16 protein-coding genes are annotated in these 16,100 nt (G+C 74.0%); 7 read left to right on the top strand and 9 right to left on the bottom strand.

The features are described from left to right. Window positions 1–2: 2 nt before the first annotated feature. Together GH723_RS17365 and GH723_RS17360 are read right to left on the bottom strand one after the other, a co-directional pair. The gene (locus tag GH723_RS17365; RefSeq protein WP_153760827.1) at window positions 3–728 is read right to left on the bottom strand and encodes an ABC transporter permease; all 726 of its coding nucleotides are present in this window, start codon (window positions 726–728) and stop codon (window positions 3–5) included. Further along, window positions 725–1,657 (bottom strand): ABC transporter ATP-binding protein, encoded by a 933-nt coding sequence (locus GH723_RS17360; protein ID WP_153760826.1) that lies wholly within the window; start codon window positions 1,655–1,657, stop codon window positions 725–727. The genes GH723_RS17365 and GH723_RS17360 overlap by 4 nt, the downstream gene beginning before the upstream one ends. 58 nt (window positions 1,658–1,715) lie before the next feature. Here GH723_RS17360 and GH723_RS17355 point away from each other — a divergent pair, with 58 nt between their 5' ends. Then, window positions 1,716–4,151 carry a beta-glucosidase gene (locus GH723_RS17355; RefSeq protein WP_195210397.1) on the top strand — a complete coding sequence of 812 codons (2,436 nt, stop codon included), beginning with the start codon at window positions 1,716–1,718 and terminating at the stop codon, window positions 4,149–4,151. Between the two features lie 3 nt (window positions 4,152–4,154). Here GH723_RS17355 and GH723_RS17350 read toward each other — a convergent pair whose 3' ends face one another. Continuing rightward, the gene (locus GH723_RS17350; RefSeq protein ID WP_229022910.1) at window positions 4,155–4,511 is read right to left on the bottom strand and encodes a PGPGW domain-containing protein; all 357 of its coding nucleotides are present in this window, start codon (window positions 4,509–4,511) and stop codon (window positions 4,155–4,157) included. 206 nt (window positions 4,512–4,717) lie between these two features. On the opposite strand from GH723_RS17350, the gene GH723_RS17345 reads away from it, so the two are divergent. Next, complete coding sequence (locus GH723_RS17345; RefSeq protein ID WP_153760824.1) at window positions 4,718–6,355, top strand: acyl-CoA mutase large subunit family protein; 1,638 nt, start codon at window positions 4,718–4,720, stop codon at window positions 6,353–6,355. Further along, window positions 6,352–6,783 carry a cobalamin B12-binding domain-containing protein gene (locus GH723_RS17340; RefSeq protein ID WP_153760823.1) on the top strand — a complete coding sequence of 144 codons (432 nt, stop codon included), beginning with the start codon at window positions 6,352–6,354 and terminating at the stop codon, window positions 6,781–6,783. The genes GH723_RS17345 and GH723_RS17340 overlap by 4 nt, the downstream gene beginning before the upstream one ends. Here the strand turns inward: GH723_RS17340 and GH723_RS17335 are convergent. Beyond that, window positions 6,740–7,165 (bottom strand): MarR family winged helix-turn-helix transcriptional regulator, encoded by a 426-nt coding sequence (locus GH723_RS17335; RefSeq protein ID WP_153760822.1) that lies wholly within the window; start codon window positions 7,163–7,165, stop codon window positions 6,740–6,742. The two genes, GH723_RS17340 and GH723_RS17335, sit on opposite strands and share 44 nt — an antisense overlap. A 25-nt stretch (window positions 7,166–7,190) precedes the next feature. Here GH723_RS17335 and GH723_RS17330 point away from each other — a divergent pair, with 25 nt between their 5' ends. Next, window positions 7,191–8,951 (top strand): chloride channel protein, encoded by a 1,761-nt coding sequence (locus tag GH723_RS17330; protein ID WP_153760821.1) that lies wholly within the window; start codon window positions 7,191–7,193, stop codon window positions 8,949–8,951. On the opposite strand, the gene GH723_RS17325 is transcribed toward GH723_RS17330, so the two are convergent. Next, complete coding sequence (locus GH723_RS17325; protein ID WP_153760820.1) at window positions 8,948–9,814, bottom strand: LLM class F420-dependent oxidoreductase; 867 nt, start codon at window positions 9,812–9,814, stop codon at window positions 8,948–8,950. The genes GH723_RS17330 and GH723_RS17325 overlap by 4 nt on opposite strands. Window positions 9,815–9,898: 84 nt before the next feature. On the opposite strand from GH723_RS17325, the gene GH723_RS17320 reads away from it, so the two are divergent. Continuing rightward, window positions 9,899–11,869: a M3 family metallopeptidase gene (locus GH723_RS17320; RefSeq protein WP_153760819.1), complete on the top strand. Its 1,971-nt coding sequence runs from the start codon at window positions 9,899–9,901 to the stop codon at window positions 11,867–11,869. A 12-nt stretch (window positions 11,870–11,881) separates the two neighbouring features. Here GH723_RS17320 and GH723_RS17315 read toward each other — a convergent pair whose 3' ends face one another. Next, window positions 11,882–12,496, bottom strand: a complete 615-nt coding sequence (locus tag GH723_RS17315; protein ID WP_153760818.1) for a class I SAM-dependent methyltransferase — start codon at window positions 12,494–12,496, stop codon at window positions 11,882–11,884. A 97-nt stretch (window positions 12,497–12,593) separates the two neighbouring features. Between GH723_RS17315 and GH723_RS17310 the strand changes: the two genes are divergently transcribed. Both GH723_RS17310 and GH723_RS17305 read left to right on the top strand, forming a co-directional pair. Further along, window positions 12,594–12,746, top strand: a complete 153-nt coding sequence (locus GH723_RS17310) for a hypothetical protein (protein WP_153760817.1) — start codon at window positions 12,594–12,596, stop codon at window positions 12,744–12,746. A gap of 22 nt (window positions 12,747–12,768) precedes the next feature. After that, window positions 12,769–13,254, top strand: a complete 486-nt coding sequence (locus tag GH723_RS17305) for a hypothetical protein (protein WP_153760816.1) — start codon at window positions 12,769–12,771, stop codon at window positions 13,252–13,254. Window positions 13,255–13,267: 13 nt separating this feature from the next. Here GH723_RS17305 and GH723_RS17300 read toward each other — a convergent pair whose 3' ends face one another. From GH723_RS17300 to GH723_RS17290, 3 genes are all read right to left on the bottom strand, one after another. Beyond that, the gene (locus tag GH723_RS17300; RefSeq protein ID WP_195210396.1) at window positions 13,268–14,407 is read right to left on the bottom strand and encodes an alpha/beta hydrolase; all 1,140 of its coding nucleotides are present in this window, start codon (window positions 14,405–14,407) and stop codon (window positions 13,268–13,270) included. A 76-nt stretch (window positions 14,408–14,483) separates the two neighbouring features. Next, on the bottom strand, window positions 14,484–15,149 hold the full coding sequence (locus tag GH723_RS17295; RefSeq protein WP_153760814.1) for an alpha/beta fold hydrolase: 666 nt from the start codon (window positions 15,147–15,149) through the stop codon (window positions 14,484–14,486). Beyond that, a complete protein-coding gene (locus GH723_RS17290) occupies window positions 15,146–16,048 on the bottom strand; it encodes an alpha/beta fold hydrolase (protein WP_153760813.1) in 903 nt (300 codons plus the stop codon). Before GH723_RS17290 ends, GH723_RS17295 begins: the two co-directional genes overlap by 4 nt. Window positions 16,049–16,100: the final 52 nt, after the last annotated feature.

Here is a 16,100-nt window from a genome sequence, read left to right as displayed (position 1 = left end):
GCTCACTCCCAGCGGAAGGCGCGCGCGGCCACCACGGGTGCTGCCACGGCCCAGGCGCCGAGCACGATCCACGCCGGTGCGGTGGCCTCCCCGTCGCCGAGCCCGGCGCGGAGGAGCTCGGCGAAGGCCGCTGTGGGAAGGAGCTGGGCGGCCGACCGCAGCGCGCCCGGCAGCTCGTCGAGGGGGATGACCAGGTCCCCGACGAGCAGGAGCAGCACGTAGATCCCGTTGGCGGCGGCGAGCACGACCAGCCCGGGCAGCGTGCCGGCCATGAGCATGGCCACGCCGGCGAACGCGATCGTCGCCAGGACGACGGCGGCGAGGACGGTCAGCGGGTCGATCGACGGCTCCCAGCCGAGCAGGAGCGCGACGGGCACGAGAACCGCGACCTGGACGAGCTCGATGACGACGACGGTCGCGGTCTTGGCGGCGAGGAGCCGACCCCTCCCGAGCGGCGTCGCGCCGAGCCGCTTCAGCACGCCGTACTGGCGGTCGAACCCGGTGGCGATGGCCAGGCCGGTGAAGGCGGTGGAGAGGACGGCGAGCGCGAGCACGCCGGGGGCGAGGAAGTCGATGGGCTCGGCGACGTCGTCGGGGAGGGGGAGGACCTCGACCAGGCTGAAGAAGACGAGGAGCAGCACGGGGATGCCGAGCGTGAGGAGCAGCTGCTCGCCGTTGCGCAGGTTGAGCCGCAGCTCGGTGCGCGTCTGGGCCAGCAGGGCGCTCATCGACGGTCCTCGCCGGCCGTGGGCTCCGCGGTGAGCCGGACGAAGACGTCCTCCAGGCGCTGCCGCCCGGCGCGCAGCTCCCCGAGGGCCGCGCCCCGCTCGGCCAGCCAGGCGGTGAGCGCGGCGACGGCCGCCGGGTCGGGAGCGCGCCGGGCGAGGTACGTCCCCGGCCGCACCTCCTCCACCGGTGCTCCGAGGTGGCCGCCCAGCGCGTCGACGTCGAGGCCCGGCGTCGAGGTGAAGCGGATCTCGTCACCCTCCCCGGACAGGATCCGGTCGAGCGGCCCGTCGGCGACGGCGACGCCGTGGTCGATGATGACGACGTGGTCGGCCAGGGCCTCGGCGTCGGCGAGGTCGTGGGTGGCGAGGAGCACCGCGACCCCGTCGTCCCGCAGCTCCCCGACGATGCGGTGGACGAGCTGGCGGCCGGTCACGTCGAGCCCGGCGGTGGGCTCGTCGAGCACCACGACGCGGGGGCGTCCGACGAGCGCGAGGGCGAGCGACAGGCGTTGCTGCTCCCCACCCGACAACCGGCGCCACGTCGTGCTCTGCCGGTCCCCGAGGCCGACCCGCTCCAGCAGCGCCCGCGGGTCGAGGGGCTCGTCGTAGTAGGCGGCGAACAGCTCGATCGCCTCGAGCGGCCGGATGCCGGGGTAGACGCCGCCGCGCTGCAGCATGATCCCGAGCGAGCGGACGACCTCGGCGTGGTCGGCGACGGGGTCCAGGCCGAGGACCCGCACCCGTCCGGCGGCCGGTCGTCGGTACCCCTCGGCCGTCTCGATCGTCGATGTCTTGCCCGCCCCGTTGGGGCCGAGGAGCGCGGTCACCTGCCCCGCGTCGGCGCGGAACGAGAGGTGGTCGACCGCCGTCAGCTCGCCGTAGCGCACGACGAGCTCGTCGACCTCGACGGCGGCGGGAGGATCGGCCATGCGCCGGCGACCGTACCGCAGGCGGCGCAGGAGGTCCGCGAGCGGCCATGATCGGGCCATGGAGGACCAGCTCACCGTTCCCGAGGCGTGCCGGCTGCTCGGCGGCGCCTCCACCTGGCGCACCCACCCCGTCGAGCGGATCGGTCTGCCGGCCATCAAGATGTCCGACGGGCCGAACGGCGTGCGGGGTGACGGTCTCGGCACCCGCCAGACGCCCGGCGTGGTCATCCCCGCCGGCATCGCGGTGGGGGCGACGTGGGACCCGGACCTGGTCGGGGAGCTCGGCGACCTGCTCGGCACGGAGTCGATCCGCAAAGGCGCCCACGTGCTGCTCGCGCCCACCGTGAACCTCCAGCGCACGCCGATCGGCGGCCGGGTCTTCGAGTGCATGTCGGAGGATCCGGAGCTCACCGCCCGCCTCTGCGTCCCCTACATCCGGGGTGTGCAGGCCCACGACGTGGCCGTCACCGTGAAGCACTTCGTGGTCAACGACACCGAGGTCGACCGCATGACCGTCGACGTCGACGCCGACGAACGGGTGCTGCGCGAGCTCTACCTGCGGCCGTTCGAGTCTGCGGTGCGGGAGGCCGGGGCGTGGGGCGTCATGAGCGCCTACAACCAGCTCCACGGCGAGCACTGCGCCGCGAACCGCTGGCTGCTCACCGAGGTGCTGCGGGAGGAGTGGGGCTTCGACGGGTTCGTCGTCTCGGACTGGTTCGGATCGCACGACACCGTGCCGTCCGCCCTCGCCGGGCTGAACGTCGCCATGCCGGGGCCCCAGACGATCTTCGGCGAGCGGCTGCAGGCCGCGGTCGAGGCGGGCGACGTGCCGGCCGAGCGCGTGCTCGACCTGGCGGCCGACGTCCTGCACCTCGCCGACCGGGTGCACGCTCGGGAGCTGTCCTCGGAGCGCGAGGAGCGGACGGTCGACGAACCGGCCGAGCGCGCGCTGTGCCGCCGAGCCGCCGCCGCGGCGATGGTGCTCGTCCGCAACGACGGCACGCTGCCGCTCGACGACGACGCCCGGGTCGCCGTCGTCGGTCCGAACGCCGCCGACACCCGCATCATGGGTGGCGGGTCCGCCAGCCTCCAGCCGCTGGTGCGACGCTCGATCCTCGACGCGGTCACCGAGCGCTTCCGCCACGTCGTGCACGAGACCGGCGTGCGCATCGACCGGATGCCGCCGCCGATGACCGACCGCGTGCTGCGCACCCCCGACGGCCGGCCAGGGCTGCTCGTCACCTTCCGCAACGGCCAGGACGAGTCGACCGAGCCGGTCACCACCGAGGTCGCCGCCTCGTCGATGCTCCGCTTCTTCGGGTCGGCACCGGTCGGCGTGGACCCCGAGCGCTTCCACGTCGCGCTCGAGGGCGAGCTGGTGCCGGAGGTGGACGGACCGCACGAGATCAGCGCGACGCTGACCGGCGCCGGCGAGGTGGTCGTCGGCGACACGGTCGTGCTCGACGATCCGACGCGGTCGCTCCCTCGTGGCGAGATGTTCTTCGGGCAGGGCGCGGTCGAGCAGCGTGCTGTGGTCGACCTCCGCGCCGGCGTGCCGGTGCGGGTGCGGGCGACGTCGACCGGCCGGGGCGGCTTCAACGCGCTGCGCATCGGCCTGCGCCCGCCGGAGCCGGCCGACGCCCTCGAACGAGCGGTGGCCGCAGCCGCCGACGCCGACGTGGCGGTGGTCGTCGTCGGCACCAACGACGAGTGGGAGACCGAGGGGGAGGACCGCACGACGATCGCCCTCCCCGGCCGTCAGGACGAGCTGGTGCAGCGGGTCGCGGCGGCCAACCCCCGGACGGTCGTCGTCGTCAACGCCGGCGCGCCGGTCGCCATGCCGTGGATCGACGACGTCGCCGCGGTCGTCATCGGGTGGTTCGGCGGCCAGGGCATGGCCGACGCGGTCGCGGACGTGCTGTCGGGCGACGTCGACCCCGGCGGTCGGTCGCCGATCACGTTCCCCCGCCGGCTCGAGGACACGCCGGCGTGGCCGCACTACCAGCCGGTCGACGGCATCCAGCGCTACGGCGAGGGACTGCGGATGGGCTACCGGGGGTTCGCGGCCTCAGGGACCGATCCGCTCGTGCCGTTCGGCCACGGGCTGTCGTACGGCACGGCCGAGTGGGGCGACGCATCGGTCGCGTCGTCGTTCGGCCACGGGTCGACGGACGGCGATGTCGAGGTCGTGGTCGAGGTGCCGGTGCGGTCCGTCGGCGATCGGGCGGCGACGGTCGTCGTGCAGGGCTACCTGACCGCGCCGGACGCCCCGGTCGAGCGGCCCGCCCGGTGGCTGGTGGCGTGGGACAAGCTCGTCGTCGAGCCCGGCGGTGCGTCGGTGGCGCGGCTGCGACTCGGGGTCGAGGCGTTCAGGCGGTGGGACGGCGCGCGTGGCGGGTGGGTGGTCGACCCCGGACGCTACGAGCTGGTCGTCGCCTCGTCGTCGGCGCCCGGCGCCGAGCACCAGCGGGTCGCCATCGACGTCCCCGGCTGAGCCTCAGTCCCGACGTCGGCGCACGATGCGGCTGCCTCGGTCGGCGGCGGCACCGGCGGCCCGCTTCGCGACCCGTGCACCGGCGGCCATCCCGGCCTTCGTGCGCTCGAGCGCCGCCGCGGCCCAGGCGAACTCGGTGCCGAGGATGGCGAAGCCGAGCAGCAGCAGCGGGAGGGTGAAGGGTCCGGGCAGGACGATCAGTGCCAGGCCGAGCAGGACGATCGTCGTGCCGAGCACGAGCACGATCGTCTGGCGCAGCCGCCGGGGCGCGAGCTGCCACAGCCGCCCGAGTGAAGCCAACCGCTCACGGATACCCGCCACGCCCTCGTCCTCCTGCTCGTCGTGCCGACACGGTGCCACACCCACCACCCCGCGGGGGCGATCGCGCCAACCCGCTGGCGGGATCGACCCCGCGACCGGATCGCGGGGGTGATCGCGCCAACCCGCTGGCGGGATCGACCCCGCGACCGGGTGGCCGGCGGGGTCGACGCGATCGGTGGAAGCGGCGAGAGGCGGGTCGTAGGGTGCGGGCAGGGACCGACGACCGTCCGGGATGGAGGGCGGCGATGGACGCTGACGACCAGGCACGGGCGGCGTGGGAGGCCGCCTACGGCGCGGCCCCGCAGCGTGACGTGCCCTTCTCCACCATGTCGGGGGTCGACCTGCCGCCCCTGCACGGCGATGGCCCGTACCCGGGCCAGTTCCCCTACACCCGGGGCATCCACGCCTCGATGTACCGCTCCCGCCTGTGGACGATGCGGATGTTCGCCGGCTTCGGGACCGCGGCCGACACCAACGCCCGGTTCCGCGAGCTGCTCCGCAGCGGGGGGACCGGCCTGTCCACGGCGTTCGACATGCCGACGCTCATGGGGCGCGACTCCGACAGCCCGTGGGCCCTCGGCGAGGTCGGGCGCGCCGGTGTCGCCGTCGACACGCTTGCCGACGTCGAGGACCTCTTCGCCGGCATCGACCTGGGCGCGGTCTCGACGTCGATGACGATCAACGGCCCCGCCGCCGTCGTCATGGCGATGTTCGTCGCGGCGGCCGAGGCCGCCGGCGTGGAGCGGGCCCGGCTGTCGGGCACGATCCAGAACGACATCCTGAAGGAGTACCAGGCCCAGAAGGAGTACATCTTCCCGCCGCGCCCGTCCGTGCGCCTCGTCAGCGACCTGGTGGCGTTCACGGCGGCGGAGATGCCCCGTTGGCACCCGGTTTCGGTGTCCGGCTACCACATCCGCGAGGCCGGCTCGACGGCGGTGCAGGAGCTCGCGTTCACCCTCGCCAACGGCTTCGCCTACGTCGAGGCGGCGGTGGCCGCGGGCCTGGCCGTCGACGACTTCGCCCCGCGGCTGTCGTTCTTCTTCAACGCCCACTCGGACCTGTTCGAGGAGGTCGGCAAGTTCCGGGCGGCCCGTCGCATCTGGGCCCGCTGGATGCGCGACCGCTACGGCGCCACCGACCCCCGCTCGCACATGCTGCGCATGCACGCCCAGACCGCCGGCGTGTCGCTCACCGCCCAGCAGCCCCGCAACAACATCGCCCGGGTGTCGCTCCAGGCGCTCTCGGCGGTGCTCGGGGGCGTGCAGTCGCTGCACACCGACGCCTACGACGAGGCGCTGGCGCTGCCCACCGAGGCCGCGGCGCGGATCGCGCTGCGCACCCAGCAGATCATCGCCCACGAGACCGGCGTGGCGAACGTGGTCGACCCGCTCGGTGGGGCGCCGTTCGTCGAGTGGATGACCGACGAGGTCGAGCGCCGGGCCGAGGAGATCTTCGACCACATCGACGAGGCCGGTGCCGGGTCGATGCTCGAGGGCGTCTACGCCGGCATCGAGGACGGGTGGTTCGTGGGCGAGATCGCCGAGGCGTCGTACCGGTTCCAGCGCGAGGTCGACGCCGGCGAGCGGATCATCGTCGGCGTCAACGCCTTCCGCGAGGGGAACGAGGAGGGCGAGGCCGAGATCCTCCGCATCGATCCCCGGGTGGAGGAGGAGCAGCTCGCCCGGCTGGCCGCCGTGAAGCAGGAGCGCGACGACGCCGTCGTGGCGGCCGCCCTCGGGCGGGTGCGTGCCGACGCCGCCGACCCGTCGACGAACCTCCTGCCCGCCCTCATCGACGCCGTGCGCACGTACGCCACGCTCGAGGAGGTCGTGGACGCCCTGGCGTCGGTGTTCGGTCGCTACGAGGAGTCGGCGGTGGCGTGAGCGTCGTCGAGCGGCCGCGGGTGGTGCTGGCCAAGGTCGGGCTCGACGGCCACGACCGGGGGCTGCGGGTGGTGACGCGCATGCTGCGCGACGCCGGCATCGAGGTGATCTACCTGGGCCTCCGCCAGACGGTGGAGACGGTCGTCGCCGCCGCTCTCGACGAGGATGCCGACGCGGTGGGCCTGTCGCTCCACAACGCGAGCCACATGACGATCGCCCCGCGGATGGTCGAGGCGCTGCGTGGCGCGGGGCTCGACATCCCGGTGATCGTCGGGGGGATCATCCCCGAGGTCGACGTCGAGCCGCTGCGGGACGCGGGCGTCGCGGCCATCCTCGGTCCCGGCACGTCGGCCGGCGACGTCGCCGCGGCCGTGCGGGGAGCGGTCAGCGGTCGTGCGGATCGGGGAGGTCGCTCCACAGGGTCGTGAACCTCGGCCGGAGCCGGGAGAGCTCCTCGAGGTGGGCGGCGGCGAGCGACTCGACCTTGGCGGCGCCGTCCGGTGTCAGCTGCAGTCGAACGATGCGCTGGTCGTCGTCGTCGTGGAGCCGCTCGACGAGGCCGGCGGCCTCGGCACGATCGACGAGCTCGACGGCGCTGTGGTGCCGCAGCAGGAGGTGGTCGGCCACGTCGCTGATCGACGGCGCCGACCCGTGCCCGCGCACGACGAGCAGGAGCTGGTGCTGCGCGGCGGTGAGCCCGACGCCCTTGGCTTCGTCCTCGCTCCAGCGGAGGAACCGGCGGAGCCCGTCCCGGAAGTCGAGCAGGCGCTCGAAGTCGGCATCGGTCAGCGTCGCCTGTGGAGGACCCATCGCCTCACGATACTCTCGTGTCACGATGCATCCCACCACCTCCACCCGTCGCCTGCTCCTGCTCGCCTCCCTCGCCGCCGTCCTCGGCCTCGTCGGCGGCGGCGCGGCGTGGGTGCTCGTCCACCTGATCGACCTCATCACCAACCTGGCGCTGTTCGGTGAGCTGTCCGCCCACGCCCGTTCGTTCGAGGACTTCGAGCCGGGGCCGACGCTGTTCCTCGTCGCCGTCGCCGGCGGGCTGCTCATCAGCGCCCTGGCGAGGTGGGCGCCGGTCATCCGGGGCCACGGCATCCCCGAGACGATGGAGGCGGTCCTCACCAAGCAGAGCCGCATCGCACCGCGGACCGCGCTGGCCAAGCCGGTGTCGGCGGCCATCGCGATCGGCACCGGCGCGCCGTTCGGCGCCGAGGGTCCCATCATCGTCACCGGCGGATCGATCGGGTCGCTGCTCGGCCAGGCGATCCCCGTCACGCCGTCCGAGCGCAAGATCCTGCTGGCGGTGGGTGCCGCTGCGGGGATGGCCGCCACGTTCGGCGCACCGCTCGCCGCCGTGGTCCTCGCCATCGAGCTGCTCCTGTTCGAGTTCTCGGCCCGCGCCTTCGTCCCCCTGGTCGTCGCCACCTCGATCGCCGGCGGGATGCACTCCGCGCTGTTCGGGCACGGGCCGCTGTTCGAGGTGCCGGCCCACGACGTCGCCGGCCTCGAGGTCCTCCCGGCGTTCGCCCTGCTCGGCCTGGCGTGCGGCGTGCTGGCGATCGTCGTCAGCAAGGGCCTGTTCGCCATCGAGGGCCTGTACCGACGGCTGCCCGTCGGGGACTTCTGGCACCCCGCCATCGGCGCGGTCGGCTTCGCCACGGTCGGCCTGTTCGTGCCCCGGGCGCTCGGCGTCGGCTACGACGCGATCGGCGACGTCCTCGCGGGTGAGGTCGCCGTGGCCACGGCGGGCGGCCTGGCCCTGGGCAAGCTCATCGCGTGGTGGCTGGCCCTCGGATCGGGCACGTCCGGTGGCACCCTCGCCCCGATCCTGCTCATCAGCTCGGCGTTCGGCACCGTGGCGGGCTCGGTCATCAACGACGCGCTGCCCGGGCCGGACGTGGCGCTCGGGGCGTTCGCCGTCGTCGCGATGGCGGCGACGTTCGGCGCTGCGACCCAGGCGACGTTCACCTCGATCGTGTTCGTCTTCGAGCTGACCCGCGACTACGACGTGATCCTGCCGCTCATGCTCGCCACGGTGATCGCCGACGTCGTCTACTCGGCGGTCTGCTCCGACAGCCTGATGACCGAGAAGCTGCGACGCCGAGGTCTGCGGATCGGACGCCACTACGGCGTCGACCCCTTCGCCGGGGTCGCGGTCGGCGAGATCATGACGAGTGACGTCGAGACGTTGCCGGCCTCCTCGTCGGTCGGCGACGCCCGCACGCGCTTCACCGCCGGAGGTCACGGCGCCTATCCGCTCGTCGACGGCGACGCGCTCGTCGGGATCGTCGCCCGGGGCGACATCCTGCGCGACGACGCACCCGACGACGCGCCGTTGGCCGACAGCGCGGCGCGCGACGTGGTGTCGACCAGGCCCGAGTCGACCGCCCAGCACGCGCTCCAGGTGATGGTCGAGGAGCACGTCGAGCACCTCCCGGTCGTCGACGGCGACGGCCGTCTGGTCGGGATGTGCACCCGCACCGACCTGCTGAAGGTGCGTCGCCGCCAGATGGAGCTCGAGCGCCGCCAGGACGGCAGCGTGGTGGAGCGGTTCCGTCGCCGCGACCGCGGGGACGCCGCGACCCGCTAGCCGCCGGCGAGGGCGTCAGCGACCGCCGAGAGGGCCTCGAGGTGGTCGTCGATGTCATCGAAGCCGGCCCCCATCGTGTTGACCGACAGGTGCGTCGCCCCGGCGTTCCGCCAGCGCTCGGCATGGTCGAGCAGAGTGTCGAGACCCCCTGCTCCCCAGCTGACCCGGCCCTCCATGCCGATCGCCGACGGGTCCCGCCCCGCCTCGCGCGCCGCAGCGGCGATGGTGGCGAGCGCGGCGTCGAGGCGCTCGCCCGGCGGGACCTGGGGGAACCACCCGTCGCCCAGCCGCCCGATCCGCCGGTACGCCGCGTCGGACGCGCCGCCGAGCCACACCGGGATCGGTCGCTGCACCGGCAGCGGGGCGATGCCGGCGCCGGTGATGCGGTCGAACTCGCCCGTGAACGTGACGGTCCGCTCGGTCCACAGGCGGCGCAGGAGGCCGATCTGCTCCTCCTCCCGACGTCCGCGGGTGGAGAAGTCCTCGCCGAGCGCCTCGTACTCGACGGCGTTCCAGCCGACGCCCACGCCGAAGCGGAACCGACCCTCGCTGAGCAGGTCGAGCTCGGCCGCCTGCTTGGCGACGAGGGCGGTCTGGCGCTGGGGGAGGATGACGATGCTCGTCACCAGCTCCAGCCGGGTGATGGCCGCCAGGTAGCCGAGGAACACGAACGGCTCGTGGAAGGTCGAGTCGACGTCGTACGGGCCGGACCACCCCTGGTGGACCGCGGGGTCGGCGCCGACGACGTGGTCGTAGATCGCCAGGTGCCGGAAGCCCACCTCCTCGACGCCGAGGGCGTAGGCGCGCACGGCGCCGACGTCGCCGCCCGACTCGAGCTGGGGGAACACCGCTCCGAGCTGCATCGTCCCTGTCTACCCCCTGCGCGGCCCGGCGTGCGTGTGGTCAACTCGCGGTCCCGCCGTCTCCGCCCACCCGAGGAGCCCGCCGTGGCCGAGAACCCGCTCGTCGTGCCGAGCGACCTGCCCTACCAGCTGCCGCCGTTCGCCGACATCGCGGAGGAGCACTTCCTCCCGGCGTTCGAGCAGGGCATGGCCGAGCACCTGGCGGAGGTCGAGCGCATCGCCGCCGATCCCGCCGAGCCGACGATCGACAACGTGATCGGCGCCCTCGAGCGGGCCGGCCGGGTGCTGCACCGCACGTCGGTGGCGTTCTTCAGCCTCGTCGCCTCCGACTCGACCGACGGGATCCGGGCGCTCGAGACCGAGATCTCGCCCCGCCTCACCGCGCACTCGGACGCCATCCACATGCACCGCGGGCTCTACGACCGGCTCCGCCGCGTGGAGGCGACCGATCCGGAGGAGGCCTGGATCCTCGAGCGCTACCGGCTCGACTTCGCTCGCGCCGGCGCCGACCTGTCCGACGAGGACCAGGCCCGCCTGCGGGAGCTGAACCAGGAGCTGTCCCGCCTGTCGACGACGTTCCGCCAGGCGCTGCTCGAGGCATCGACCGCCGAGGCCCTGGTCGTCGACGACCCGGCGCAGCTCGACGGCCTCGACCCCGCGGCGATCGAGGGGCTCCGCCAGGACGACGGGACGTACCGCCTGCCGCTGCTCAACTTCACGAACCAGCCGGCGCTGGCCGAGCTGACCGATCGGGACGTGCGCCGACGGCTGTACGAGCTGTCGATCGGGCGGGCGGCCGCCAACCGCGAACTCGCCATCCGGATGGCGGCGCTGCGGGCGGAGCGCGCCGCGCTGCTCGGGTACCCGAGCCACGCCGCGTACGCGGTGGCCGATCAGACGGCGAGGACGCTCGACGCGGTCGAGGACATGCTCGGGCGGTTGAGCGGGCCGGCGGTGGCGAACGCCCGCCGTGAGGCCGAGGCGCTGAGCGAGCAGGCGGGGTTCCCGATCGAGCCGTGGGACTGGTCGTTCTACGCCGAGGAGGTGCGAGCCGCCCGCTACTCGATCGACGAGGGCGCGATGCGGCCGTACTTCGAGCTGGACCGGGTGTACGAGGAGGGCGTGTTCCGCGCGGCCCATGGCCTCTACGGGCTGACGTTCGCGCGGCGCGACGACCTGGCCGGCTACCACCACGACGTGCGCACGTGGGAGGTCCTCGAGGAGGACGGCACGCCCCTCGGCCTCTTCCTCCTCGACCCCTACGCCCGGCCCACCAAGCGGGGCGGCGCGTGGATGAACAGCCTCGTCGACCAGTCCCACCTGCTCGGCGAGCAGCCCGTCGTGGTCAACAACCTCAACGTCACGAAGCCGGCGAGCGGACCGACGCTGCTCACCTACGACGAGGTGCGCACCGCGTTCCACGAGTTCGGCCACGCCCTGCACGGCCTGCTGTCGGACGTGCGCTTCCCCCGGGTCTCGGGCACGTCGGTGCCCCGGGACTTCGTCGAGTTCCCGTCCCAGGTCAACGAGATGTGGGCCACCCACCCCGAGGTGCTCCCGCACTACGCCCGCCACCACGAGACCGGCGAGCCCATGCCGCGGGAGCTGGTCGACAAGATGGCCGAGGCCGAGCGGTTCGGGCAGGGCTTCGCCACCCTGGAGTACCTGAAGGCCGCGCTGCTCGACTGGACGTGGCACACGATCCCCGAGGGCACGGTGGTGGACGATGCCGAGGCGTTCGAGGCGGCGGCGTTCGAGGACGCCGGGGTCGACTTCGCACTCGTGGGCTCCCGCTACCGCACGAGCTACTTCGCGCACATCTTCGGAGGGGGATACAGCGCCGGCTACTACTCCTACATCTGGAGCGAGGTGCTCGACGCCGACACCGTCGAGTGGTTCGAGGAGAACGGCGGACTCACACGCGAGAACGGCGAGCACTTCCGCCGCACGTTGCTGTCGAGAGGCGGCAGCGGCGACCCGATGGACGCGTTCCGCGCCTTCCGGGGCCGCGACCCGCGCATCGAACCGCTGCTCGCCCGCCGTGGGTTGGACTGAGCGGACGCGGCGTCAGACCGGCGTCGCCACGCCCTCGTAGAACCAGCCGAACGCCGCAGGTCGGGCACCGAGGTACGTGTCGAGGCGGTCGATGCGGAACCCGGCCGCACCGATCAGCTCGTCGATCGGCCGGTCGAGGTGGCAGCCACCGGCGATCCGGCGCTGCACCGGCGTGAACCGGTGCTGGCGTCGGGCGGTGCGGGGGTCGGGCGCCAGGCCGTGCTCGACGAAGTGCAGCGTGCCGCCCGGCCGGAGGACGCGGCGCACCTCCCGCAGCGCGAGGTCGACGTCGGGGATGGTGCACAGCGTCCAGGTGCTGAGGGCGTGGTCGGCCGAGCCGTCGGGCAGCGGCAGGTGCTCGCCGTCGAGCCCGACCCACTCGACGGCCACGGGGCTGGCGTCGACCCGCTCGGCCGCCATGTCACGGCCGACCGACGACGGATCGACGGCCAGCACCTTGGTGACGGCCACCGGCATGTGCGGCAGGTTGCGACCGCTGCCGAACCCCACCTCGAGGACCTCGCCCGAGAGCCCGAAGCACACGCGCTCCCGGATCCGCTCGACGTCCGGTCCGCGCAGGGTCAGGTCGACGATCCGCGGCACGACGTGCTCGGCGTACAGCCCCATCCGGCCAGTGTGCCCCCGTCGGGGCGGGCGTCGCCGTTTCGGGGCCGTCGGAGCAGGGCAGATCGTCGGCCTGTCCGAGCGCGCCAGGAGGATCTCCATGAGCGACGACCCGCGCGACCACGCCGCCGACAAGGACGACGCCGACGACCTCGGCGACGAGGGCGCCCCCGAACCCGGATCCGAGTCGCCGGCGCGTGGCGTCATCGATCCTGACGCCGAGGATCCGCCCGAGCCGGGCGAGCCGGGCTAGACGAGCGCCACACTTGCATGGCGTGAGCCGCGCACCGATCGACCTGACGTTCACCACCGACCTCGACAGCTCCGCCGAGGCGGTCTGGTCGGTCGTCGCGACCATGCCGGGCGTCAACGCCGAGCTGGGTCCGTGGGTGAGGATGACGCACCCACGCGGGCTCGGTCGGATCGACGAGGTCGAGGTCGTCCCGGGGGCGCCGCTCTTCTCGAGCTGGCTGCTCCTTCTCGGGATCGTGCCGATCGACCGCCACCGGTTGGTGCTCGACCGCGTCCTCGCTCGGGGCTTTGACGAGGACTCGACGTCGTGGCTCCAGCGCCGGTGGCGGCACGAGCGTCGCGTGGAAGATCGGCCGGGCGGCGGGTGCGTGGTGACCGATCGGCTCGTCGTGGTGCCCCGCGTCGGACCGGCGGCACCACTCGTCCGACGGATCGTCGCCGCCGTGTTCGCTCATCGCCACCGGCGCCTCCGCCGCCGGTTCGGGACGCCTGGGTCGCCCGCGTCGTGAGAGGCCGGTCGGCTCAGCCTCGCGGGTCGAGCGCGGCGTCGAGGAAGGCGATCACCCGGGACTCCCACTCGTCGGGGTGCGTCCGCAACGCGTCGGTGTGGCCGGTGTCGGGGACCACCCACAGCTCGACCGTGTCGGGCGAGCCGGACCGGATGTAGCGGCCGGCGTCGCCCTCGTCGGGCACGTCACCAGCGGCGATCAGCAACGTCGACACCCTGCCCTGTCGGACCGCGTCGTGCAGGGTGATCGGCGGGTCGGCATCGGTCAACAGGTCGGCGAACCCGTAGGTCGCTGCGCTGATCCACTCGGTCAGGGCGCCACGCGCCCCGTACTCGTCGGAGAGCCAGGCGGCGTCGCCGCGGACCCGGCTGGTCGCCCCTTCGGCGACGACCGCACGCAGCTGCTCGACCGACGCGCTGGCACCGATCGCCTGCTCGCCTCCCATCGACATGCCGACGGCGCCGATGCGGTCGGGCTCGACGTCCGGCCGGTCGAGCAGGAAGGCGACCGCTCCACCGATGTCCTCGTCGCCCCACCAGCCGAAGTCCATCGCCCGCCCCTCGCTGCGCCCGTGCCCCCTGGTGTCGAGCAGCAGCACCCCGTAGCCGTGCCGCGCGAGGACGGCAGCGTGGTCGAGCACGTTCGACCGGTTCGAGCCCGCGCCGTGCAGGAGCACCACCGCGGCGCCGTTCGCGGAGGGGACGTACCAGGCCGAGAGCTGCACGCCGTCGGTGGCCCGGAGCTCGACGTCCTCGTAGGCGAGCCCGAGGTCGGCCGGGGTGCGCTCGCCGAGCTCGGTGCGGGGCACGTTGGTGGCGGCGACCGCCTGGCCGAGCGTCCAGACCATGAGCGCGACGGCGAGGAGAGCGCCCAGGACCGCCGGCCAGCCGACGAGTCGGCGGGTCGAGCGCACGACGACGGCGACGAACGTGGCGAACGCGGCCATGCCACCGACGAGGCTCAGGATGCCGAGGACGGCGACGAGGGTGAACCCGTTCTTCGTCACGTGCGGCAGGCCGATGCCGACCCCGAGCGGCACGGCGATCAGCGCGAGGAGCAGTGCGAGGACGGTTGGCGCCAGCGGCCGTGCCGGCCGCTCGCGGGTCGGCGATGTCTCGTCGTCCTCTCTGGGGAGTCGCTCTGCGAGGACCATGACGTGCTCCCGTCGTCGGCCACCCGGACCACCTCCCAGGAGCGCGCCGCAGGGGCCAGCGCGCCAGGGCGCAAGGTCACATCCCGTCGGCTCGCTGCCACCCCGTGACGTGGGCGGCGACGGTGGTGGGGTCGGCGCCGGGCACGCGTCGCAGGTCGACCGGGGAGGCCCACGCATCGACGAGGTCGGGCAGGTCGTCGCGCGGCGTGGGGGATGCGGGGGACTCGATCAGCAGCGTGGGCACCGTCGCCGCCCGGGCGGCGCGCCAGGCGAGGTCGCGCGAGTCGTGGGGACGCGGACCATGGGCCAGACGCGGGTCGGTGCCGGGCCCCGCGTGAGGCGCGACCGCGGCAGGATCGGCGGCCAGCGCCCGCAGCTGGTCACGTCGCGCGGCGACCGCCTCCGGCGCGGTGCGCCACGGCCCGCCCAACCCGTCGACGAGCACCAGGGCGCGAGCGCGTCCGCCGAGGGCGAGCAGCTGGGCCGGCCACCCGTTGGCACCGATGCCGACGACGACGGGCGGCTCGCCGTCGAGCCCGGCGTCGGCGAGGTACCCGACGGCGGCGAAGGCCGCATCGGCGAGCTCGTGGTGCCCGCCGGTCGGCGGGGGCGCATCGCCGTGGCCGGGGAGGTCCGGGGCGACGACCGGCCCGTCCCATCCGGCGCCCTCGAGGGCGCCGCGCCACGGTGCACCGGCGGCGGGGTCGCCCGGAGCGTGGAGGACGAGGATGGGGGCGGTCACGTCGCTCCCGTCTCGAGTCCGTCGACCTCGGTGGCGAACCGCAGCACGGCATCGATGACGACGCCGGGCTGCTCGATGTGCACGTAGTGGCCGGCGCCGGGGACGGCCTGGTGCTCGGCGCCGAGCGCGGCGACCCGCTCCGCCAGCTCGTCCTCCGGGAGGCCGGTCCAGGCGTCCTCCTCGGTCCCGGTGAGCACGAGGACGGGACGGTCGACGAGCGCGTACTGGGCGAGCAGCACCTCGGGCCCGAAGTCGCCGGGGAAGCCGATGTTGAACACCGGGTCGGTGGCCCACGTCCAGCCGCCCTCGACCGGGTGGGCCCCGTGTCGGGCCAGGTGCAGGAGCCACTCGGGTGGCAGGCGGACGTTGACCTGCCCCCGTCGCGACGCCATCTCCTCGAGCGACGCATAGACGCGCGGCGGCCGGGCCCTCAGCTTCTCCAGGGCGTCGAGCGCGGTCGTCGCCGCACCCACCAGGTCGTCGTCCTCCTCGAACGCGTCGGCCGGCGGGCCGAGCCCGTCGATGTCGACGACCCACCGGACCAGCTCGGGCCACACGGCGGCGACGTAGAGGCTGAGCCCGCCGCCGAAGGAGTGGCCGAGCAACCCGACGGGGTCGCCGACCTCGCGGGCGAGTAGGGCGAGGTCGAGCGAGCAGGCCTCCCAGAGGTGGCCGCTCGAGATCCGCCCGCTGCCGCCGTGGCCCCGCAGGTCGGGGGCGACGACGTGGTACCCGTGTGCGGCGACCGCCGGCGCCACCTCGTCCCACATGCGTCCGTGGTCGTGGGCGCCGTGCGCGCAGATCACCGGCGGGTCGCCTGGGGTGCCCCACTCCCAGACGCGCAGCGTGGTGCGGTTCACCTCCACGACACGGGTCCGGTGCGGTTCGGCCAACTCCACGGCGCGAGTCTCGCCCCTCCCACGCCACCGAGCGATCGGTATTGGCGCGGTG

Origin of the sequence: Actinomarinicola tropica, from assembly GCF_009650215.1 — a bacterium.
GTDB lineage: Bacteria > Actinomycetota > Acidimicrobiia > Acidimicrobiales > SKKL01 > Actinomarinicola > Actinomarinicola tropica.
Note: the sequence above shows the minus strand (reverse complement) of the source record. Positions and strands in the feature narration are given on the sequence as shown.